The following is a 20,761-nucleotide window of genomic DNA, read 5'->3' on the forward strand; positions in this document are numbered from 1 at the left end:
AGGGGCATCGCCCCGTGGCCACGCTCCTGCCAGATACAGGGCACCATCATCTATGAACTTGAAGAATTCTTCAAGTTACGATCATTGCAGATCGTCATCTGCCCGGCTTGAGGCGATAGTGACCAACAGTGGTCATCGCCCCGACAATGCCGCCCTCATCCGTAACCTTCGAAGCCAACGACCCGGCGAGGAGAAACAGATGACGACCATCGACAGCGCCCCCAAGGACGCGATGACCATCGACGGAGCACTCGGCGCCTCCGTCGTCGACGCCGACAGCGGAATGGCCCTGGGGTCACTCGGCACCGCCCACGACCTGGAGCTTGCGGCGGCCGGCACCACCGACATGGGGCTGCGACTGTTCCTCTACCTCGTCCTGGACCACGCGCGGGCCACCTGGCCATGGCCCGCCACGCCCGCCGGATCGAGGCCGAGCTGGAGGTGTGACGCGGCGGCCTCGGCCCTGACCCCAGGGTGCGCTCGGCCCACGGCGCCCCGGCTGGGCCAACCCTGGTTGGCCCTCCGCGGTACGGTCGGCGTCCGAATGCTCATTGCTGATCGCGGCCACCCGCGCACACCCGTAACGAGGCGCCCTGCGTAGCGACCCGTCCGCGAGCCTCTTCCGAGTACCGCCACCCGCCGCGAGAATGGGGCCCTTCGGCCCTCGCAACAAGAGCGGCCGCAGCGGGAAGGTGAGCGCGGCAGCTTCGCCCTGCCTGGCAGGAGAAGAAGGGTCGGAACATGACAGCATTCAGCCCAGGCGGCCTGGGTAACGGCGCCGAACGTGAGAGCCTCGCCCGCGACATGCGCCAGATGTACGACGCCGGGGCGTCCGTTCGCGAGATCGCCGAGAAGTACGAAAGGTCGTACGGGTCCGTCCACCGCCTCCTGTCCATGGCCAGCGTCACCTTCCGTCCGCGCGGCGGCCCGGCCCCGCGCGGCTGAACAGGACCCGCAGAACAAGTGGCGGCGACTGCCCGGTCGGCGGCCGCCGAAACAGTGCCATTGGGCTCTTCACCTCCGGGCCGAAACGCGGGACGGTAATGGCCCCACGGGGCATCGGCGCTCGTGGCCGCACAGCAGGAGGACCTGGGAAAGTGAGCGAGCTGATCGCTACACAGGCGTTCGGTGGCATTCCGCGCGAGATCCTGGGCGACGCGAGAGCCCGGGTCGCCGCCGTGGCCCAGGGCGCCGAAGCGCTCGTCGAGGCACTGCGGATCAAGCTGACCAGCACCGGCGCCGGCCCGGCCCGGACGCAGGTCAACGCCGCTCGCCAACCCGAACACCGTCCGGAGCTACGGCATCGCCGTCGGGAAGACCGCCGAGCGGATCGGCGAGGGCCGACCGCTCGCCGCCGTCGCGGATGACGAGATCGGCGAGGCGCTGGAGCAGCTGTGGGGCAGCTCGGCGGTGAACACCTGGAACGCCCGCCGCGGCGCGGTGCTCTCGTGGACGAGCTGGTGCGCCGAGCGCGGCTACGACGGGCCGGCGGTCCCGGCCTGGGCGAAGCGGCTGCCGCCGCCGGACTCCGACACCCCGGTGCGCTCGAAGATGGCGATCGACCGGCTGATCGCCCGCCGCGACGTCCACCTGCGGGAGAAGACCCTGTGGCGGCTGCTCTACGAGACGTGCGCCCGCTCCGAGGAGATCCTGGGCGTTAACATCGAGGACCTGGACCTGGCCGGCCGACTGGTGCCCGGTGAAGGCCAAGGGCGCCCAGCCCAAGGTCCGCCGCCGCGGCGCCGCCCGCGCCGACTTCGTGCTGGAGACGGTGTTCTGGGACGCTGGCGCCGCCCGGCTCCTGCCCCGCCTGCTGAAGGGCCGCACGCGCGGGCCGGTCTTCGTCACCCACCGCCGCCCCGGCCCCGGCAAGGTGCTCTCCGCCCGGGACGTCTGCCCCGACACCGGCCTGGCCCGCCTGTCCTACGGCCAGGCCCGCGCGCTGCTCGACCAGCACACCGCGCTGGCCGGGCCGGGCACCGGCTGGGACCTGCACGAGTGGCGGCACTCTTCACTGACCCACCTCGGGGAGCAGGGTGCGTCCCTGCTGATGCTGATGGCCAAGTCGAGGCACAAGAAGGCGGAGAACGTCCGACGGTACTTCAAGCCGTCGGCGGAGGCCATCGCTGAGGTGACCAGCCTGCTGCGCCGGCTCGCGAAGGCGTACGACGTCTCCCTGGACGAGCTGGCCGGCACCGCACCCGCCGCGGTGGCCGGACCGCGCACCCCGGTGCCGCAGCGTTCCGGCAACGACAAGACGGTGCTACCGCTGACCCGGTACGTCGGGGGCCTGCACGCCACAAGCACGTCCTGCCTGCCATCGACGCGCCGCCGGCGCGGCCGCGGCAGGTCTCCCACGACGGGTACGAATGGCTGTGCGTCCTGTACGGGCGGCTGTGGCTGGCGCTCGGCGAGCAGGACCTCGTCCTGAGCGCCGGGGACGTGGCCGAGTTCGACACCCGCACCGCCCACGGAGTCGCGAACGCCGGACCCGGCGGACCGGTCGAATACCTGATCATGTTCGGGCCGCAGGGAGAGCGCCTACGACCGCGCACCCCAGCCCCCGACCGCTGGGCCCGGTAGTGCGGAGCACAGCGTCCGGGCCCCGCGACGGCGCCTGCGGCTTCACGCCTCGGCGGCGTCCGGATCACGCAGTGGTCGCAGGCCGCCGGACAGGTCAGGGAACTGGAGGAGTACCGGCCGAGCATGTTGATGTGGTGCCGCACGAACGATGAGAGGCGAGCCACGTCCTCGTCACGGACGTCGAAACCGTCCGTCCGCAGCTGCTTCGCCGCAGCGTCCATGTACCGATGTAGCGGACCAGGAGGTTCGCACTGCCGGGGTAGCCCAGCTCCTTGATCTCGCGCAGAAGGTGGGTGACGGGCACCGCCGGGTCCTCGGTCCGGCGTCGGCGTAGGTAGTCGCGGTAGGGGGGTCGCCAGGGTGGGCCGGTACTGCGGTGCCCGGACGTCACCGCCTACGAAAATCTTGTATGAGCCGAAGACCGTACAGACCCCTGCGCGGAGTTCATGGCACTCCCACTGCGGTGGACGGCGTCCTTGCGCTTCGCCCGTCCCTGCTGCGGGAGACCGTGGGCGTTGTCACTCGGTTCGAGGCTCGAGCCGTAGCCGGGCCAGGATGTGCGGGCCCTGTACCTGACGGGCTTCCTCTCTGACCTGGAACAGCTCGGCCAACACGCTGGCGATCGTCTCCACATCCTTCGGGGTGCCGAGGAGGTCGGCGGTGATGCCCCCCATGAGGGGCGCCGGGTTCGGCCCGACGTGTTTGCCGATGATGTCGAATGCCTGGGAGAAGATCACTGCGGGGCCATTGCCGGGTGCGACCCAGCTGCTCGTTGGGCCGGACACGACCGCCGTGCGTGTGCCTTCCGGGGTCATGGTGGGCGGGTCCTCCCACACGTTGCAGGGGTGGGTCTGCCCGCGGCCGGTGTGTGTCGGGAACGACACCTCAAGGGCGTTCAGCAGCGCTTCCGCCAACTCCGGTGCGCCGTCGTGGAGCCGGACGAGGACATGGCCGGCGAACAGCGGCAGGCCCACGGGTTTCTTCCCTTCGATCGACTCGCTGAGCACCAGGGAGGCACAGACTGCAGGCTGTCGCATCTCCTGTCCTGCCGAATCGCCACGATCGGCACCTCAACGCCACACGATGTCGGCTGCCGAGCGATGGCGGTCCGGTCACCGCGCTTGCCCTGTTCGCATCAGCCTGAGCGTCTGGGCGAATCATTGGGGCGGTCGGTCTCGCAGCGCCACGCTGGGTCTCACACTGGCTGCCGTGCTCACCCACTGGTCACGGTCCGACTGGCGTCACAGGGGCTTGAGGCGGCGGCTGAGTTCCTGAAGATAGTCGTCGCCGTAGGCGGCTGCGACGTCATCGAGGTCGATCATCGGCGGGATGTCGATCACCGGTTGCCGCTCAGCGAGAAACACGGCAGTCTCCTGCACGATCCGCGTCTCATCGGCGCCCGGGATGTGCAGCTGGTCGATGATGGCTTCAGTCGCCTGGAAGCGGGAGGTGATCTCTTCGCCGGCCGCGGGGAACCGCACGAGGTACTCATGATCGCCCAGGGATTCGACCTGGATGTCCGCAGCCACTGTTTGTCCCTTTCCCGGATCGAGCCAGCTCAGTGCACCGGCGAGGCGGGTTGAGTCACTTCGGTCAGTCGTCCGGTGGTGACGTCGTAGATGAAGCCTCGGATGGCGTCGCGGTGCTGCAGGAACGCGCTGCTCTTGACCCGCCAGATCGAGCGCCGGACATCGATCTCCAAGTCCCGGAAGCTCTCCACCGGCCAGTGCGGTCTGATCCCCGCCTCGGACTGGATCTGCTTCTTGAACACGTCGTCGCTGATGTCGAGCAGCGGGCAGTCGGTGTGGTGGATGAGGATGATCTCGCGCGTTCCCAAGAACCGCTGACTGATCGCGAGGGAGCGGATCTCGTCATCGGTGATGACTCCGCCCGCGTTGCGGATCACGTTCGCCTCGCCCGGCCGCAGACCGAGGATCGCGTAGATGTCCATCCGCGAGTCCATGCAGGCGACGACGGCGACCTGTCCCGACGGCGGACCTGGAAGCAGGCCGGGGAAGCGGGTGGCGTACTCCTCGTTGTTCTTCAGGTAGCGGTCAGTGGCCGACATCTGTGCCTCCTCCCTTGGCCGACCAGCACGGGCGGCGGGAGCCGGGACCCCGCCGGGGCTGCTGTCTGGTCGTAGTGAGCGCGGTTTCTTTCAGCGTCTCTCCACCGGCTGGCTCCGCCAATGTCCACCATGGCCGAGGTGACCGGGCTCCGCATGCGTGCTCGCCTCATTCGGCCCCAGGCATGGTGCGTCGCGGCGGGGCTGGTGGAACCGGTAGCGCAGGAACAGGGAGGACGCGTCCCGTCTTGCGCTGAGGAGGTCTGCGGCGTGGCGTCGCCCGGGCGGCAGGGTCCGGTAAACCCGACCTCGCCACCGTAGAGGTCTACCAGGACCGGCGGCGGGGTCCAGCGCGGGAGTATGGGATCTTCGTACTGTACCGGAGTGGCCGCGCGTGCAGGCTCTCGGCAGGAGGTCGGGGGTCAGGCGCGGCCACGGCCGACGCCCCTGGGGCCGCACAGTTCGAAGAACTCGACGCGGAGTTGGTCTTCGGTGTCGTAGTTGCCGCGCCAGTAGGTGGTGCGGGTACTGGACTCGATCTCGCGGACGCCGCGCATCTGCGTGCGCAGGTGGACTGCCTCAAGGTGTACGGCGACGCCGTGCGGCTGCAGGATGCGTTCGAGGGCGTCGGCGAGCTGCTGGCCGATGCGCTCTTGTACGGAGAAGCGGCGGGCGAACAGGCGCACCAACCTGGTGACTTTGGACAAACCGAGGATGTGTTCGTGGACGATGTAACCGACGCGGGCGGTGCCGAAGAACGGCAGGCTGTGGTGCTCGCACAGCGAGAAGAAGGGGATCGGCCCTTCCACCACCTGGCCGATCCGGCAGTCCGGGCCGCCCCGGCACTCGGTGGGGAATGCGGTGACCAGCTTCTCGTCCCCCTCGTAGCCGCTGGTTGCCTCGTGCAGGGCGCGCAGGAACCGGCGCGGCGTGTCCACGGTGGAGGGCATGTCGGCGGGCATGCCCAGCGCGGTGAAGATCTCCCGCATGTTGGCCTCGAAACGCTGCCACTGGTCGGGGCTGATGTGCCGGGGCCGGACAGCAGCCCACGTGACGCCTACGCCGAGGCGCACGAGACGCTGGAGGGCCTGGCTGCCCCTGGCATCGACTACATGGACGTTGTTCAGGTGCTGGAGGACGAGGGTGTGGCGAAGTTCGACGCCAGCTGGGAGGAGCTGGCCGGGAAGCTCGCGGCCGGCTTGCACGCCGGGCGGCCATGACGAGAGGCGGGCGGAGGATGCTCGGTGGCGCACTCACGTACGGATCGGCAGTCCGGCGTCCTCGGCGCCCAGGCGCAGCACGTCGCGGAGCATGGCGGGGGTGAGGGTGCGGGTGGACATGTTGCGCTGGCTGGGGTGGTAGCCACCGATCAGGCGCACCTCGCGCTCGCCGAGGGGATCGACGACCAGGGCTTCGGCGCCGTGTCCGAAGACCGGGCGCGGCCTGGGAAGTTGCCATCCGGCGCCGACCAGCACGGGCAGCAGCGACTGCCAGGCGAACGCGCCGAGTACCAGGATCGTCCGTAGTGTCGGGCGCAGCAGTTCGAGCTCCCGGGCGAGCCACGGGCGGCAGGTGTCGCGCTCGGTGGTGGTGGGTCGGTTGTCGGGAGGTGCGCAGTGCACCGGCACGGTGATCCGCACTCCGTACAGTTCGAGTCCGTCGTCGCGGTGGGTGGCGGTCGGCTGGGAGGCCAGTCCGAGGTCGTACAGGGCGGCATACAGGGCGTCGCCGGACGGGTCACCGGTGAAGATGCGGCCGGTGCGATTGCCCCCGTGCGCGGCCGGGGCCAGCCCGATGATCGCCAGCGGGGCGTCCGGCGGTCCGAAGCCGGGCACCGGACGCGCCCAGTACTCCCAGTCTCTGAAGGCCCTGCGCTTGGTGCGGGCGGCTTCCTCCCGCCAGACCACCAGCCGCGGGCAGGCCCGGCAGGTGGCCACCGCAGCGTCCAGCTCTCGGACGGTGCTCATCCGTGGAGCCGTCACCGCGGGGAAGTCGTGCGCCTCCGTCGTCGTGTGACTGCTGCGCATGCGCATCTTCCTCCTCGCGGCGGCTGTGTCCGGACGGTCGTGTGCTCCCGGTGGACGCTCGAGCGGCTCGCGGGTGCGGTCGTCGATAAAATGGGCACGTCGGACACGCCCAAGGCGGCAGGGCCATCCGCTGGCTTCGGGCCGGGGCGGCCGATCTGGTCTGGAGGGAGGGTGCCGTCATGGCCGGACAGGTCACCTACCGGCGAGTCTACGAAGAGACCTCCCCTCAGGACGGCAGGCGCGTGCTCGTCGACCGCGTCTGGCCGAGGGGCATGCGCAAGGAGGACGCCCACCTGGACGCGTGGCTGCGCGATGTCGCCCCACGAGCGAACTGCGCAAGTGGTACGGTCACGAGCCCAGTCGCTTCGTCGAGTTCCGCCGCCGGTACCTGACCGAGCTACGCGATCCAGGACATCGGCAGGCCGCCGATCATCTGTGTGACCTCGCCGCGCACGACAAGCTCACGCTGCTGACCGCCACCCGGGACGTGGACCGCAGCCAGGCCGCCGTCCTCGCCGCGTGGCCGGCCCAGAAGCGGTAGCCGGTACGGGCGGGAACCAGTTTGGCCGGGCGCTCGGCGATCGCCCGGGCGAAGGCGTTGTCCAGTTTCTTGCGCTGGTCGAGGCCGGCATCTCCCTCCAGGTGGAGGACTTTGGCCGAGCGGGAGCGTTCGTGGTGGTGATCCGCAGGGGCGGCGCGAAGACGTCGTACATCATCGGTCTGACGCGATGCCGGGTGGACATGAATGGCCTCCTTCCCGGCACGGGAAGCTCTCCGCATTCGATCGTGCCTCCCCGGCCGGTGGGCAGGCCACTGCATGGGCACGGAGCGGTCGTGTCCGGTTCGGTCGCCGCGGTGGGCGGTGCTCCTGGGCGGAGTGCCGGCCGTTACCCGGGAGTGTCGTCTTCGGCCCGAGTGCCGGTGCTGCCCGTTTGTGGGTGGGGGTGCAGGCGTACGGCGGTGACCTTGTATTCGGGGCAGGAGGTGGCCAGGTCGGCGTGTGGCGAGGTGACGGTGTTGACCTGGTCGTCCGGGAAGTGGAAGGCGCAGAAGAGCTGGCCGGGGGCGGTCTCGGTGGTGACGCGGGCGATCAGCGAGGCGTGTCCGTGGCGGCTGGCGACGGTGGTCGGGTCGCCGTCGCGCAGGCCGTGCCGGGCGGCGTCGTCGGGGTGGATGTCGAGCTGGTCGAGTGGGGCGAGGCGGAGGTTGTCGGTGCGGCGGGTCATGCTGCCGGAGTTGTAGTGCATCAGGCGGCGGCCGGTGACCAGGACGAGGGGGAAGCTCGCGTCGGGTTCTTCTCCCGGGGGCAGGTAGGGGACGGCGGCCAGGTGGGCCCGCCCGTCGGGGGTGGCGAAGCGATCGGTGTAGAGCTTGGCCTCACCCGGGCGGTCGGGGTGCGGGCAGGGCCAGGGGATGGCTCCTTCCTGGTCCAGGCGCTGGTGGGAGAGGCCGGCGAAGTGCGGGGTGAGCCGGGCGCATTCGGCCAGGGCGTCGGCAGGGGTGGGGCAGCGCAGGTCGGCGCCGAGAGCGGTGGCGATGGCGTTGATGGCGTAGAAGTCGCTGCGTGCCTCGCCCGGGGGCAGGGCGGCCGGGCGGACGCGCTGGAAGCGGCGGTCGAGGTTGACGAAGGTGCCGTCCTTCTCCAGCCAGGAGGCGGCGGGCAGGACGACGTCGGCGTGGCGCGCGGTGGCGGACAGGAACAGCTCGTGGCAGATCACCAGGGGGCAGGCGTCGAGGGCTTCGGCCACGCGGGTGGCGTCCGGGTCGGTGGCGCAGACGTCCTCGCCGACGATCCACAGTGCCCGAAGGTCGCCCGCGCGGGCGGCCGCGAACATGTCCGGGATGCGTAGCCCGGGGCGCGCCGGGACCCGGCTGTCCCACACCTGCTCGGCGCGGGCGCGTGCCAGCGGGTCGGTGACCTTGCCGTAGCCGGGCAGGACGTCGGGCAGGGCGCCCATGTCGGAGGCGCCCTGGACGTTGTTCTGGCCGCGCAGCGGGATGATGCCGCAGCCGTGGTCGGTGCCGACGGCGCCGTGCAGGATCGTGAGGTTGGCCAGCGCCCGCACGCCGTCCGTGCCGTGCAGGTGCTCGGTGACGCCGAGGCCGTAGATGATGCCGGGCCGTTTCGCGCGGCCGAAGGTCCTGGCCGCCGCGACGATGTCCCCGGCCGGGACGCCGGTGAGGGCGGCGGCCCGCTCGGGCGGGTAGTCGGCGAGCAGCGCGGTGAGATCGGCCAGTCCGGTGGCGCGGCGGCGCAGGAAGTCCTCGTCGGTCAGGTGTTCGGCGAGCAGGACGTGGGCGATGCCGTGGAACAGGGCGACGTTGCTGCCGGGCCGGGGGCGCAGGTGGAGGTCGGCGTGGCGGGCGAGCCCCACGGCGCGTGGGTCGGCGACGATCAGCTTCGCGCCGTGCAGGGCGAGGCCGAGCAGGCGGGCACCGACCACCGGGTGGGCCTCGACGGGGTTGGCGCCGACGATCAGCAGGCAGTCGGCCTGGTCGAGGTCGTCGAGGGGGTCGGTGCCGCCGGCCAAGCCGAAGGAGGCCGTCAGGCCGGTGGCGGAGGGCGAGTGGCACAGCCGGGAACAGTTGTCGATGTTGTTGGTACCGATGACGGTCCGCAGGAACTTCTGGAGCAGGTAGTTCTCCTCGTTGGTGGCCCGCGCCGAGGAGATCGCCGCGACCGCGTCCGGCCCGCCGGTCTCGATCGCGGCGCGCAGCCCGCGGGCGATCTGGTCGAGCGCTTCCTCCCAGGTGGCGGGCTCCAGGCTGTCGCCCCGGCGGACGAGGGGCTGGGTGAGCCGTTCGGGGGAACGCGCGAAGCCGTGCGCGAAGCGGCCCTTGACGCAGGCGTGGCCCCGGTTGACCGGCCCGGTGCGGTCCGGCAGTACGGCGGCCACACGGCCGCCTTCGGTGACGGCCTCCAGTGAGCAGCCCACGCCGCAGTAACCGCAGGTGGTGCGGGTGCTCTCGGCCGGCGGGCGGTGGGCCGCGGCGCCGGGCGCCAAGCCGGGTTGCCAGATCGCGCCGGTGGGGCAGGTGTCGACGCAGCCGCCGCAGGCGACGCAGTCGGAGTCCACCCATCGGCCTCCGGTGCCAGGGGCGACCACGGTCTCGGCGCCGCGGCCGACCAGGGTGAGCGCGAAGGTGCCCTGCACCTCGGCGCACATCCTGACGCAGCGGCCGCAGGCGATGCACAGGTCGCGGTCGAGGTGGACATAGGGGTGGGAGTCGTCGCGTCCGCGGCCCCCGGTGCCCCGGGTGGCTTCCGGTCCGATGCCCAGCCGGGCACACAGTGCCGCCAATTCGCTGTCGGAGCCGTCCAGCGCTCGGCGCGGCAGTGCGGCGGCGATCAGCTCGACCGCGTCGTGGCGTAGCCGTTCCAGCTCCTCGCCGGCCGTCTCCACGTGGTCGGCGTCGGCGGCGGGGGTGACGCAGGCGGCGGTGACCGTGCCGTTCACGCGGACCAGACAGGCCCGGCAGGATCCCACCGGGGTGAGTCGGTCGTCGTGGCACAGCGTCGGCAGGTCGATGCCGGCCGAGCGCGCCGCCTCCAGCAGCGAGGCCCCGTCATGGACGGTGACGTCCCGGCCGTCGATCTGAAGGCACCTCACTGGTCCCACCCCGCGAGCCGGTTGCCGTAGGCGCGGGCCAGGCTGCGCACCGACGGCGGCACCCGGCGGCCGAAGGCGCACAGGCTGGCCTCGGCCATCAGGTCCAGCAGCCGCCCGTACTCCGCTCCCGGCGCCTCCTGGCCGCAGGCCAGGTCAAACCCACGCCGGGAGCCGACGCGGCACGGGGAGCAGGCCCCGCAGCTCTCCGCCTCGGCGAACTCCCACACGTGCCGCAGCACCTCGAGCGGCTCCACCCGCTGGTCCACCGCCACCAGGCCAGCGTGGCCCAGGGCGGTCCCGCGCCCGGCCAGCTCACGGTCGGTCAGCGGCACGTCCAGCGCATCGGGTGCCAGGAATCCGCCGAGTGGGCCGCCGACCTGCAGCACGGCGAGCGCGGCGCCGTCCCGCAGGCCGCCGCCCAGGCCGCTGGTGATCCAGCGCAGCGGCACCCCGAACTCGACCTCGTAGACGCCCGGGCGGGCGAAGCGTTCGGAGAGGCTGACCAACTTGGTGCCGGCCTGCTCCGGCACCCCGCGGCGGGCATACGCGGCGCCGCCGCGAGCGACGATCCACGGGAGGGCCACCAGCGTCTCCACGTTGTTGACTACGGTCGGCGCCTGCCACAGGCCGTGGTCGGTCGGGTAGGGCGGACGCGCCCTCGCACAGCCCCGGTCCCCCTCCAGGCCGGCGATCAGCGCGGTCTCCTCCCCGGCGATGTAGGAGCCCGCGCCCGCCAGCACCCGCACCTCCAGGCTGATCGGGCTGCCGTGCACCCCGGCCCCGAGGTGGCCGTCCGCGTACGCGCGGGCCACCGCCTCGCGCATCCGAGCCAGCGCCCGGGGGTACTCCGACCGCACCAGCACCACACCCTCGCTCGCCCCGCAGGCGAAGCAGGCCAGCACCAGGCCTTCCAGGACCCGGGCGGGGTCCTGCTCCATCAGCAGCCGGTCGGCGAAGGATCCGGGGTCGCCCTCGTCGCCGTTGGCGATGACCACCGTGCCCGGGCGTCGCCTGGCTGCGGCCCACTTGGCCGCTACCGGGAAGCCGGCGCCGCCCCGCCCCCGCAGCCCGGAGGCGGCCACCTCGGCGTGGACCCCATCGGGCGTCGCGCGGGCGACCACGCGCGGCCACACCTGCCAGGACGCCTGGCCGGCGGTGATGCCCGCGAGCAGCACCGGATCGCCGGTGGTGTCGGCTGCCGGCATCGGCGGGTCGTGGTGGACCTGCCGTCCGGCGAGCTGGGCCGCCAGACCGGCTCCGGTGCAGGGCGCGTCGCCGTCGAGCGCTGCCGGGCCCGCGTAGCAGTACCCCAGGCACCGCACCGCCTGCAGCGAGACCGACCCGTCCGCGCTCACCTGGTCGGCCGTCACGCCCAGCACGCGCTCCGCCTCGCCCAAGTGGCGTCCACCCTGGGCGGCGAAGCATGCCGTGGCCGTGCACACACGCACGTGACGTCGGCCGTGCGGGGCCGCCAGGTCGGCGTAGTAGCTGGCCGGGCCGAATCCCGACGCGGCCGGAAGTCCCGCCTGCGCGGCGACCCCTGGCGCCCACACCGCCGGGTTGTCCCCGGTGGTGCTGCGGGCCTGGGCCAGGGACTCCAGGAGCCGTTCGCCGGGTCGTCCACGTCGCCGGGCGAGTTCCCGGAAGGCGTCGTAGCGGGCTGCCGCATTCATGCCACCGTCCTCCAAACGCTCGTGGACCGCCGCGTCCCCGGGCCGCCCGATGTCGCGGGTCACTGGTGGGGTTCGGTCTCGCCCATGGCATGCAGGGCGAGGGTGGAGTGGGCGTAGGCGCCGCCTGCGCGCATTTCGGCGGCGACCCAGATCGCCTCCATGATCTCCTGCGGGCTGTTGCCCTTGCGCTGCGCGAGGCGGGTGTGGCCCTGGATGCAGTACGGGCACTGGGTGACATGGGCGACGGCCACCGCGATCAGTTGCTTGGTCTTCTCCTGCAGCGCGCCCTCGGCGAACACGGCGCGGCTGAAGTTCTCGAACGCCTCGTTGACGGCCGGGGCGAGCTGGGCGCGACGGGCGCCGATCCCGGGCGTGGCGGGGTGGTAGACGTTCTCGGTCATGGGTGCCTCCGGTTACACGACGATGCGCAGGGGTTGTTCGAGCAGGACCTTGAGGTCGGCGAGGAAGGCGGCGCCGCTGGCGCCGTCGAGGACGCGGTGGTCGATGGACAAGGTGAGCGCCATCACCGTGCCCGCGACGACTTCGCGTCGCCCGCGACCACGTCAGGTCGCGGCCCGGTTTGGTGACGGCGGCGGTACCGATCGGCACCGTGTGGTCGCCGTCGGGCACTTCGCCCCGGGTGTTGTACAGCGCCAGGTTCTCCAGGAGGATCACCGGGTCGTCGTCGCGCACGGCCGCGGCGAGCAGGCCCTTGGCGTCGGCGGGGGTGGAGGGGGCGACGACCTTCAGGCCGGGGATGTGGGCGTAGAAGACCTCCAGGTTCTGCGAGTGGGTGGCGGCCAGTTGCTGTCCGCCGCCTCCTGGGGTGCGGATCACCAGGGGTACCGAGACCTGGCCGCCGAACATGGCGTGCATCTTCGCCGCGTGGTTGATGATCTGGTCGATGGCAAGCAGGCTGAAGTTGATGGTCATGATCTCCACGACCGGGCGCAGTCCGAGCATGGCGGCGCCGATCGCGGCGCCGGTGAAGCCCTCCTCGCAGATCGGTGTGTCGCGCACCCGGCGTGGGCCGAACTCTGCCAGCAGACCGGCGGTGATCTTGTAGGAGCCCTCGAAGATCCCGATCTCCTCGCCGATGAGCAGGACGTTCTCGTCCCGCGGCAGTTCGGCGCGGAGCGTGTCGTGCAGCGCCTGCCGGTAGGTGACGTTCTCGGTCACGGCTCACCGCCCACCGGCTGCGGTGGCCTCGCCAGCGGGTCGCCGGGCAGGCCGTAGGGGGTGTTGGCCACCTCGGTGGCGTACACGTGGTCGAAGAGGGCCTCGACGGCCGGGAGCGGGCTGGCATCGGCGAAGTCCACAGCGGCGGTGACCTGCTGCTCGGCCTCCTCCTCGATCCGGGCCGCCTGCTCCTCACTGAGGACGCCGTCGTCGATCAGGTGGGCCCGGACGGCGGGCAGCGGGTCCTCCTCGCGCAGTCGCTGGGTCTCCTCGGCGGACCGGTAGCGGGCCGGGTCGACCACGGAGTGGCCGCGCAGTCGGTGGCTGACGGTCTCCAGCAGCATCGGCCGGTGCTGGGTGCGGGCCCGCTCCAGGGCGGCTCGCGCGGCGTCGCGGACCGCGAGCACGTCGCCTCCGTCCACGCGCGTGCCGACGATGCGGTAGGAGCAGCCGCGCCGGGACAGCTCGGGCTCCCCGGCCGCTGCCGCGACCGGGGTGCCCATGCCCAGCCGGTTGTTGACGATGACGTAGACGATGGGCAGGTGCCACACGGCGGCGAGGTTGAGCGCCTCGTGGAAGGCGCCGATGTTGGTCGTGGCGCCCCCGAGCAGGCACATCACCGCCTCGCTGTCCGGTCCCGGCGCGGTGCGGTAGGAGATGGCCAGGGTGTGGGCCCGGTGACCGTGACGACCGGCGAGGTCATGATCTCCTTGACCTTCATCCCGTCCCCCGCGCCCTTCGCCGCGCGTGCCTGGCACGCGCCAACCCGAGGTCGTCCTCACCGCCGGCGGCGTGCCCCGCCTGTCGGGCGGTTTCCACATGCCGGTGGTGTCGCGTGCGCGCGCCGCGATCACAGCGCATGACTGACGCCCAGCACGGAGAGGGCTTCGCGGACCATTTGATGGGTGGGGTCCGCGACGCCCTCCAGCTCCCAGGGGATCTTCAGCGCGGCGCGCCCGATGTGCGCGAGCCCGTTGACGGCGACCTTCGGCATCCCAGACGTCCCTTCCATGCTCCGCCGGCCCCTACCCCGTCCTATCAGCGAACCGGGGCGCCGGCAGGTCGGTCTACGCCGTCCGCGAAGCACCAGGGGCACGGAGTGCTACCGGGCTTGATGCCGGGGCTCCGTGTGGTGGGAGGCGTCAGGCGGTGGGCCCTTCCTGGTGGTCCTTGTGCCGCTCGCCGCGGTGGTACAGGGCGGCGAGTACGTCGTGGTGACAGCGGGAGATGACGTCCAGTTGGATGTCCTTGGGGCAGACCGCGGTGCATTCGCCGATCTGGGTGCAGCCGCCGAAGCCCTCTTTGTCGTGCTGGCTGATCATGCTCAGCGCGCGTGAGTGCCGCTCGGGCTGGCCCTGCGGGAGCAGTCCGAGGTGGGTGATCTTGGCGCCGAGAAAGAGCGCGGCGGAGCTGTTGGGGCAGGCTGCTACGCAGGCGCCGCAGCCGATGCAGGTGGCGGAGTCGAACGCGGCTTCGGCGTCCTCCTTCGGTACCGGGACGCTGTGGGCGTCGGGGGCGGACCCGGTCGGGGTGCTGATGTAGCCGCCGGCCTGGATGATCCGGTCGAAGGCGCCGCGGTCGACGACGAGGTCCTTGATCACCGGGAACGGACCGGCGCGCCAGGGCTCGACGTCGATCACGTCGCCGTCGGCGAAGGTGCGCATGTGGAGCTGGCAGGTGGTGACGCCGGCCTGGGGCCCGTGCGGGATGCCGTTGATCACCAGGCCGCACATGCCGCAGATGCCCTCTCGGCAGTCGCTGTCGAAGGCGATCGGTTCCTCGCCCGCCAGGGTCAGCCGCTCGTTGAGGACGTCCAGCACCTCGAGGAACGACATGTCGGGCGAGGCGTCATCGACGCCGTAGGCGACCATGCGTCCGGGCCGGTCGGGGCCCTGCTGCCGCCAGATGCGCAGGGTGATGTTCACTTGTAGCTCCGCGCTTTCAGTTCGACGTGTTCGAAGGCGAGTTGCTCCTTGTGCAGGACCGGGGGGCCGCCGGTGTGCTCCCAGGCGGCGACGTAGGCGTAGTTGTCGTCGTCGCGCAGCGCCTCGCCATCGGCACTCTGGTGCTCGGCGCGAAAGTGGCAGCCACAGGACTCGTCGCGGTGGAGTGCGTCGATGCACATCAGCTCGCCGAGTTCGAGGAAGTCGGCGACCCGGCCGGCCCGTTCCAGCGACTGGTTGAGCTCCTCGCCGCTGCCGGGGACGGTGACGTCGCGCCAGAACTCCTCCCGCAGCGTGCGCACGGCCCCGATGGCGTGCACCAGACCCTCTCGGTTGCGTTCCATGCCGCAGTGGTCCCAGAGGATGGCGCCGAGTTCCCGGTGGAAGGAGTCGACGGTGCGGCGTCCGTCAACCGCCAGCAGCTGGCTGATCCGGTCGTGGACGGCCGCGAGCGCTTCGCGGGCGGCGGGGTGGGTCTCGTCCGCGGGCTCGTAGGGGCCGGCGGCGAGGTAGTGAGCGAGAGTGTTGGGCAGGACGAAGTAGCCGTCCGCGAGGCCCTGCATGAGGGCGCTCGCGCCGAGGCGGTTGGCGCCGTGGTCGGAGAAGTTGGCCTCACCGATGACGAACAGGCCCGGGATCGTGCTCTGCAGGTCGTAGTCGACCCATAGGCCGCCCATCGTGTAGTGCACCGCCGGGTAGATCCGCATCGGGACCGTGTACGGGTCCTCGCTGGTGATCTGGCGGTACATGTCGAACAGGTTGCCGTAGCGTTCCTCGATGACCGGCCGCCCCAGGCGAGCGATGGCGTCGGCGAAGTCCAGGTAGACGCCGAGCCCGCCGGGGCCGACCCCGCGGCCCTCGTCGCAGACGTTCTTGGCCGCGCGGGAGGCGACGTCGCGCGGGACGAGGTTGCCGAAGGCGGGGTAGCGGCGTTCGAGGTAGTAGTCGCGGTCCTTTTCGGGGATGTCGCCCGGTCTGCGGCCGTCGCCCGCCGCTTTGGGTACCCAGATCCGGCCGTCGTTGCGCAGCGACTCGCTCATCAGCGTCAGCTTGGACTGGTGCTCGCCGCTGACCGGGATGCAGGTCGGGTGGATCTGGGTGAAGCACGGGTTGGCGAACAGCGCGCCCCGGCGGTGCGCGCGCCAGATCGCGGTGGCGTTGCAGCCGACCGCGTTGGTGGACAGGTAGAAGGCGTTGCCGTAGCCGCCGGAGGCGAGCACGACGGCGTCGGCGAAGTGCGCGGTGGTGGTGCCGGTGACCAGGTCGCGCACCACCACGCCGCGGGCGCGGCCGTCGATGACGATCAGGTCGAGCATCTCGTGGCGCGCGTGCACCCGCACGGTGCCAGCCGCGACCTGCCGCTCCAGGGCCTGGTAGGCGCCGAGCAGCAGCTGCTGGCCGGTCTGGCCGCGGGCGTAGAAGGTCCGCGTTACCTGCACACCGCCGAAGGAGCGGTTGTCCAGCAGCCCGCCGTACTCGCGAGCGAACGGCACGCCCTGGGCCACGCACTGGTCGATGATGTCGACGCTGACCTGGGCGAGGCGGTGCACGTTGGACTCGCGGGCGCGGAAGTCCCCGCCCTTGACGGTGTCGTAGAACAGCCGGAACACGCTGTCGCCGTCGTTGCGGTAGTTCTTCGCCGCGTTGATGCCGCCCTGGGCGGCGATGCTGTGCGCCCGGCGGGGGCTGTCCTGGTAGCAGAACACCTCGACCCGGTAGCCGGCCTCGCCGAGGGTGGCGGCGGCGGAACCGCCGGCCAGGCCGCTGCCGATGACGATCATCGAGAGCCTGCGGCGGTTGGCGGGGTTGACCAGCCGGGCGGCGAACTTCCGGGCGTCCCAGCGTTCGGCGATCGGGCCGGCGGGGGCCTTGGTGTCGGCGATCGGCTCGCCCACGGTGTACAGGCCCGAATCCGGGGTCGCCGCTGCCTCGCTCATTCCTCGATCCCTCCGAACAGCACGGCGTACGGCGGGACCAGGAACCCGATCGTGATCACCAGCGCCACGGCCACCGCCCAGGCGTTCAGCCGGCGGCGGCGTCGGAGCGAGGTGTTCGCCCCGAGCGTCGCGAAGGCGGCCCAGAACCCGTGCCGTAGGTGGAACCCGATCGCGATCAGCGCCGCGGTGTAGCTGAGCACGACCCACCAGATCTCGAAGCCGTTCACCGTCCGCACGTACGGGCTGGACGAGACGCCGCCGGGGTGGATGGTGTCGGTGGTCAGGTGCAGCAGGTGGTAGACGACGAACAGGGCGATGGTCACCCCTCCCCAGCGCATCGTGAAGGAGGAGTAGCTGCGCTGGACGCCGCGCCGGGCCCGGGTGCTCTCGTACCGCCAGCCGCCCCGGCCACCGGTGGCCCGGCGGGAGCGCGCCCACAGCAGCACGGCCGAGCCGATGTGGGTCAGCACGCTGATCAGCAGTACCACCCGGATGATCCACAGCGCCCCGGTGTACGGCAGGAACGGCTCGCCGATCGTGCGCAGGTGGTGCGCGTAGTCGTCGAACTCCGCTTGGCCGTAGAAGAGCTTGAGGTTGCCGTACATGTGGACCAGCAGGAACAGCACCATGATCAGGCCGGTCACGGCCATGGCCGCCTTGAGCGCCACCGTCGAAAGCGCGGGCGCTGGCTGCCTCGTCCTCACGGAATGGTCGGTGGTCACCGGGCCATGATTCGCCGCAGGCGGACGGCAGCTGCAGGGACACACCGGAGTACCGGCCCGAGCGCCCCGGAATCGCCCGTCCGGAGCACTCCCGCCCCGCGTCTGCCAACGCCCCACCCTACGCGTCAGGACGGAGGATCCGTCGCGGAATGCGTGCAATTTGCCACTCAGATGACGGGCCTGGCGGAGCGGTCGTAGACGAGTAGGCCGTCCGCACGGATCCGGGCGCCCGGGGTCGGATGGTGTTCGGTCAGCCGGCCTTCGTGGCCGAGGTGTTCGACGCGAGCGTGCCGGATGAGGACCGCGAAGTCGGCGATGATCCGGCGGTGGCAGCGCCACCACAGGGTCTTGGCGCACATCACTGCGGTCGGCGTGGCAGCAGCCTGGTGCAGCAGGTCGTCCATGGCCGCCAGGAACTCCGGGCTGCGGGTGTGGCCCGCGTAGCCGCGGAAGGAGTCGTTCTCCCAGAAGGTGTCGGGCGAGTCCGGAGCCTTCTTGCGGAAGCCGCCGAGCCGCCGCTCCCACCGGTAGTCCACGCCCTCCTCGGGAAGCCAGACGGTGAGCGCCTGCCGGCTCGCGTCGGGGTTGTGGCGGCTTCCGGGAGCGGTTCTGACGTCCACGACCGCGCGCACACCCGCGCCGTGCAGCAGAACGGCCAACTCGGCGCGTTCGGCTGTCCCATGACCGAAGGTCAACAGTCTCACCGCGCGGACAGCTGGCACGACCGGTCTGCCCGACGACGGCGTCACGCCTTGGCGACGGTGAGCAGGACGGCGGCGTCCTCCAAGGCCTGTAGGCCGTGCCGGGCGGGCGGCACGACCAGCAGGTCCCCGGCCATGCCGTCCCACGAGGCATCGCCGCTGCGCAGCCGTACCCTGCCGTGCAGCACCAGCAAGGTTGCCTCGCCAGGGCTGTCGTGCTCGGCCAGCTCTGTGCCGGCCGTCAGCGCGAGGAGGGTCTGGCGCAGGTGGTGCTCGTGGCCGCCGTAGACGGTCTCGGCGCTGCGCCCGGTCGGGACGGTTCTGGCCTTGTCGAGGTGCTCGCGGGCGGATGCTTCCAGGGAGAACTTCTGCATGCGGTGAGTCTGGCACCGCGCCCGCGCGTTGTCCTGGCACTCACGGTGGCGCGTCGTGACGGCGGACCGTGGGTCATGCCGGGAGGAGGGCGCGCAGCGCGTAGGGCAGGATGCCGCCGTGTCGGTAGTAGTCGGCCTCGGTGGGGGTGTCGATGCGGACGCGGGCGGTGAACCGGACGGTTCCGGTGGGACCTTCGGCGGTCACGGCGACTTCGCGGGGCAGGTCGGCCAGTCCGTGGACGGTGTAGGTCTCCTCCCCGGTCAGACCGAGCGTTTCGCGGTTCTCGCCGGGGGTGAACTGGAGGGGCACGACACCCATACCGATGAGGTTGGAGCGGTGGATGCGCTCGAAGGACTCGGCGAGGACGGCCTTGACCCCGAGCAGGGCGGTGCCCTTGGCCGCCCAGTCGCGCGAGGAGCCGGAGCCGTACTCCTTGCCGGCGATGACCAGCAGCGGGGTGCCCTCGGTGGCGTAGCGCGTGGCGGCGTCGAAGATGGTGCTCTGTTCGCCGGTCGGCAGGTGTTGGGTGAAGCCGCCTTCGGTGCCGGGGGCGAGCAGGTTGCGCAGGCGGATGTTGGCGAAGGTGCCGCGGATCATGACCTCGTGGTTGCCGCGCCGGGAACCGTAGGAGTTGAAGTCCTTCGCCTCAACGCCGCGGGCGCGCAGGTACGCACCCGCCGGGGAGTCGGCCTTGATGGCGCCGGCCGGGGAGATGTGGTCGGTGGTGACGGAGTCGCCGAGGACGGCCAGCACCCGGGCGCCGTCGATGTCGCGCACCGGCTCGGGTTCCCGGCGGATGTGCTCGAAGAACGGGGGCCGTCGCACATAGGTGGAGGCGGGGTCCCAGGTGTACAGGTCTCCGGCGGGTGCGGGCAGGGCGTTCCACTCCTGGCCGCCGGTGAAGACGTCCGCGTAGTCGTGGGTGAACATCTGCGGGAGGACACAGGCGGTGATGGTCTGTTGGATCTCCTCGCGGCTGGGCCAGATGTCATGCAGGTGGACGGGTCGGCCGTCGCTGCCGGTGCCGAGCGCGTCGCGGGTGAGGTCGACCGTCATCGAGCCGGCCAGGGCGTAGGCGACCACCAGGGGCGGGGAGGCGAGGTAGTTGAGCTTGGTCTGCGGGTGGATGCGGCCCTCGAAGTTGCGGTTGCCGGACAGGACCGCGGCCACCGCGAGGTCGTTGTCGGCGACCGCACGGGCGACCGGTTCGATCAGGGGGCCGGAGTTCCCGATGCAGGTGGTGCAGCCGTAACCGACGAGGTCGAAGCCGAGCCGGTCGAGGTAGGGGATCAGGCCGGCGCGCTGGAGGTAGTCCATGACCACCTTCGACCCCGGCGCGAGCGAGGTCTTCACCCAGGGCTTGGCCGCAAGGCCCCGCTCCACAGCCTTCTTGGCCAGCAGAGCGGCGCCGACCATGACCTCCGGGTTGGAGGTGTTGGTGCAGGAGGTGATCGCGGCGATCACCACGGCGCCGTGGTCGAGTTCGACGGCGCTGCCGTCCTCCAGCGTCACGGCGGTCGGCCTGGCCGGGCAGGCACCCGCTTTGATGTCGAAGTGCGCCGGGCGGTCGCCGGGGTGACCGGTGGTCACCGCGACGGGGTCGGAGGCCGGGAACGACTCCTCGCCGCTCTCGTCGAGCCCGACCGGGGCCGGTTCGCAGGTCACGTACCCGCCCAGGACCGAGCGGAAGGCGTCGGGCGCGTCCGCGAGCGCGATCCGGTCCTGGGGACGCTTGGGGCCGGCGATCGAGGGCAGGACCGTCGACAGGTCCAGTTCCAGGGTCTCGGAGTAGGCGGGCTCGTGGTCGGGGTCGTGCCACAGGCCCTGCTCCTTGGCGTACGCCTCGACCAGCGCGATCCGCTCGGCGCTGCGGCCGGTGAGCCGCAGGTAGGACAACGTCTCGGCGTCGATCGGGAAGATCGCGCAGGTGGCGCCGTACTCCGGG

General features: G+C 71.4%; 21 protein-coding genes and 5 pseudogenes. 7 read left to right on the top strand and 19 right to left on the bottom strand.

Features of this window, described 5'->3' with window-relative positions; translation table 11 throughout:
• Positions 1-199: 199 nt before the first annotated feature.
• From ACWC9T_RS29050 to ACWC9T_RS29070, 5 genes and pseudogenes are all read left to right on the top strand, one after another.
• The gene (locus tag ACWC9T_RS29050; RefSeq protein WP_449824011.1) at positions 200-601 is read left to right on the top strand and encodes a hypothetical protein; all 402 of its coding nucleotides are present in this window, start codon (positions 200-202) and stop codon (positions 599-601) included.
• A 140-nt stretch (positions 602-741) separates the two neighbouring features.
• Positions 742-945 carry a helix-turn-helix domain-containing protein gene (locus ACWC9T_RS29055; RefSeq protein WP_449824012.1) on the top strand — a complete coding sequence of 68 codons (204 nt, stop codon included), beginning with the start codon at positions 742-744 and terminating at the stop codon, positions 943-945.
• Between the two features lie 152 nt (positions 946-1,097).
• Positions 1,098-1,367: a hypothetical protein gene (locus ACWC9T_RS29060; RefSeq protein ID WP_449824013.1), complete on the top strand. Its 270-nt coding sequence runs from the start codon at positions 1,098-1,100 to the stop codon at positions 1,365-1,367.
• Positions 1,270-2,146 (top strand): annotated as a pseudogene (locus ACWC9T_RS29065) (tyrosine-type recombinase/integrase); the annotation flags it as partial. The gene ACWC9T_RS29060 and the pseudogene ACWC9T_RS29065, both read left to right, overlap by 98 nt.
• Positions 2,141-2,583 (top strand): annotated as a pseudogene (locus ACWC9T_RS29070) (cupin domain-containing protein); the annotation flags it as partial. The pseudogenes ACWC9T_RS29065 and ACWC9T_RS29070, both read left to right, overlap by 6 nt.
• A 101-nt stretch (positions 2,584-2,684) precedes the next feature.
• Here the strand turns inward: ACWC9T_RS29070 and ACWC9T_RS29075 are convergent.
• The 5 genes and pseudogenes from ACWC9T_RS29075 to folE form a co-directional block, all read right to left on the bottom strand.
• Positions 2,685-2,807: pseudogene (locus tag ACWC9T_RS29075) on the bottom strand (Tn3 family transposase); the annotation flags it as partial.
• Between the two features lie 294 nt (positions 2,808-3,101).
• The gene (locus ACWC9T_RS29080; RefSeq protein WP_449824014.1) at positions 3,102-3,620 is read right to left on the bottom strand and encodes a hypothetical protein; all 519 of its coding nucleotides are present in this window, start codon (positions 3,618-3,620) and stop codon (positions 3,102-3,104) included.
• Between the two features lie 204 nt (positions 3,621-3,824).
• Positions 3,825-4,112, bottom strand: coding sequence for a hypothetical protein (locus ACWC9T_RS29085; protein ID WP_449824015.1), 288 nt, complete (start codon positions 4,110-4,112; stop codon positions 3,825-3,827).
• A gap of 29 nt (positions 4,113-4,141) precedes the next feature.
• Positions 4,142-4,651, bottom strand: a complete 510-nt coding sequence (locus ACWC9T_RS29090) for a beta-class carbonic anhydrase (RefSeq protein WP_449824016.1) — start codon at positions 4,649-4,651, stop codon at positions 4,142-4,144.
• A gap of 419 nt (positions 4,652-5,070) precedes the next feature.
• Positions 5,071-5,637: a GTP cyclohydrolase I gene (folE, locus tag ACWC9T_RS29095; RefSeq protein WP_449824017.1), complete on the bottom strand. Its 567-nt coding sequence runs from the start codon at positions 5,635-5,637 to the stop codon at positions 5,071-5,073.
• A 36-nt stretch (positions 5,638-5,673) separates the two neighbouring features.
• Here folE and ACWC9T_RS29100 point away from each other — a divergent pair, with 36 nt between their 5' ends.
• Entirely contained in the window at positions 5,674-5,868 is a 195-nt protein-coding gene (locus ACWC9T_RS29100) for a hypothetical protein (protein WP_449824018.1), read from the top strand.
• Between the two features lie 33 nt (positions 5,869-5,901).
• Here ACWC9T_RS29100 and ACWC9T_RS29105 read toward each other — a convergent pair whose 3' ends face one another.
• A complete protein-coding gene (locus ACWC9T_RS29105) occupies positions 5,902-6,675 on the bottom strand; it encodes a uracil-DNA glycosylase (RefSeq protein WP_449824019.1) in 774 nt (257 codons plus the stop codon).
• Positions 6,676-6,854: 179 nt separating this feature from the next.
• Here ACWC9T_RS29105 and ACWC9T_RS29110 point away from each other — a divergent pair.
• Positions 6,855-7,216 (top strand): annotated as a pseudogene (locus tag ACWC9T_RS29110) (DUF488 domain-containing protein).
• Positions 7,217-7,562: 346 nt separating this feature from the next.
• On the opposite strand, the gene fdhF reads toward ACWC9T_RS29110, so the two are convergent.
• The 13 genes and pseudogenes from fdhF to acnA form a co-directional block, all read right to left on the bottom strand.
• Complete coding sequence (fdhF, locus tag ACWC9T_RS29115; RefSeq protein WP_449824020.1) at positions 7,563-10,286, bottom strand: formate dehydrogenase subunit alpha; 2,724 nt, start codon at positions 10,284-10,286, stop codon at positions 7,563-7,565.
• Entirely contained in the window at positions 10,283-11,959 is a 1,677-nt protein-coding gene (locus tag ACWC9T_RS29120) for an NAD(P)H-dependent oxidoreductase subunit E (RefSeq protein WP_449824034.1), read from the bottom strand. Before ACWC9T_RS29120 ends, fdhF begins: the two co-directional genes overlap by 4 nt.
• A gap of 59 nt (positions 11,960-12,018) precedes the next feature.
• On the bottom strand, positions 12,019-12,360 hold the full coding sequence (locus ACWC9T_RS29125) for a carboxymuconolactone decarboxylase family protein (protein ID WP_449824021.1): 342 nt from the start codon (positions 12,358-12,360) through the stop codon (positions 12,019-12,021).
• 12 nt (positions 12,361-12,372) lie between these two features.
• A complete protein-coding gene (locus tag ACWC9T_RS29130) occupies positions 12,373-12,471 on the bottom strand; it encodes a 2-oxo acid dehydrogenase subunit E2 (protein ID WP_449824022.1) in 99 nt (32 codons plus the stop codon).
• A 193-nt stretch (positions 12,472-12,664) separates the two neighbouring features.
• Positions 12,665-13,138: pseudogene (locus tag ACWC9T_RS29135) on the bottom strand (alpha-ketoacid dehydrogenase subunit beta); the annotation flags it as partial.
• A complete protein-coding gene (locus ACWC9T_RS29140) occupies positions 13,135-13,755 on the bottom strand; it encodes a thiamine pyrophosphate-dependent enzyme (protein ID WP_449824023.1) in 621 nt (206 codons plus the stop codon). The pseudogene ACWC9T_RS29135 and the gene ACWC9T_RS29140, both read right to left, overlap by 4 nt.
• Before the next feature lie 233 nt (positions 13,756-13,988).
• Positions 13,989-14,150 carry a hypothetical protein gene (locus tag ACWC9T_RS29145; protein ID WP_449824024.1) on the bottom strand — a complete coding sequence of 54 codons (162 nt, stop codon included), beginning with the start codon at positions 14,148-14,150 and terminating at the stop codon, positions 13,989-13,991.
• Positions 14,151-14,280: 130 nt separating this feature from the next.
• Positions 14,281-15,063, bottom strand: a complete 783-nt coding sequence (locus tag ACWC9T_RS29150) for a succinate dehydrogenase/fumarate reductase iron-sulfur subunit (RefSeq protein ID WP_449824025.1) — start codon at positions 15,061-15,063, stop codon at positions 14,281-14,283.
• Positions 15,060-17,018 carry a fumarate reductase/succinate dehydrogenase flavoprotein subunit gene (locus ACWC9T_RS29155; RefSeq protein ID WP_449824026.1) on the bottom strand — a complete coding sequence of 653 codons (1,959 nt, stop codon included), beginning with the start codon at positions 17,016-17,018 and terminating at the stop codon, positions 15,060-15,062. Before ACWC9T_RS29155 ends, ACWC9T_RS29150 begins: the two co-directional genes overlap by 4 nt.
• On the bottom strand, positions 17,015-17,740 hold the full coding sequence (locus tag ACWC9T_RS29160) for a succinate dehydrogenase cytochrome b subunit (RefSeq protein WP_449824027.1): 726 nt from the start codon (positions 17,738-17,740) through the stop codon (positions 17,015-17,017). The genes ACWC9T_RS29155 and ACWC9T_RS29160 overlap by 4 nt, the downstream gene beginning before the upstream one ends.
• A 167-nt stretch (positions 17,741-17,907) precedes the next feature.
• Positions 17,908-18,444, bottom strand: a complete 537-nt coding sequence (locus ACWC9T_RS29165) for a DUF488 domain-containing protein (protein WP_449824028.1) — start codon at positions 18,442-18,444, stop codon at positions 17,908-17,910.
• A 41-nt stretch (positions 18,445-18,485) separates the two neighbouring features.
• The gene (locus ACWC9T_RS29170) at positions 18,486-18,815 is read right to left on the bottom strand and encodes a cupin domain-containing protein (protein WP_449824029.1); all 330 of its coding nucleotides are present in this window, start codon (positions 18,813-18,815) and stop codon (positions 18,486-18,488) included.
• A gap of 73 nt (positions 18,816-18,888) precedes the next feature.
• The coding region (acnA, locus tag ACWC9T_RS29175) for an aconitate hydratase AcnA (protein ID WP_449824030.1) at positions 18,889-20,761 on the bottom strand (1,873 nt) is incomplete at its 5' end.

It is taken from the genome of Kitasatospora sp. NPDC001159, assembly GCF_053598235.1.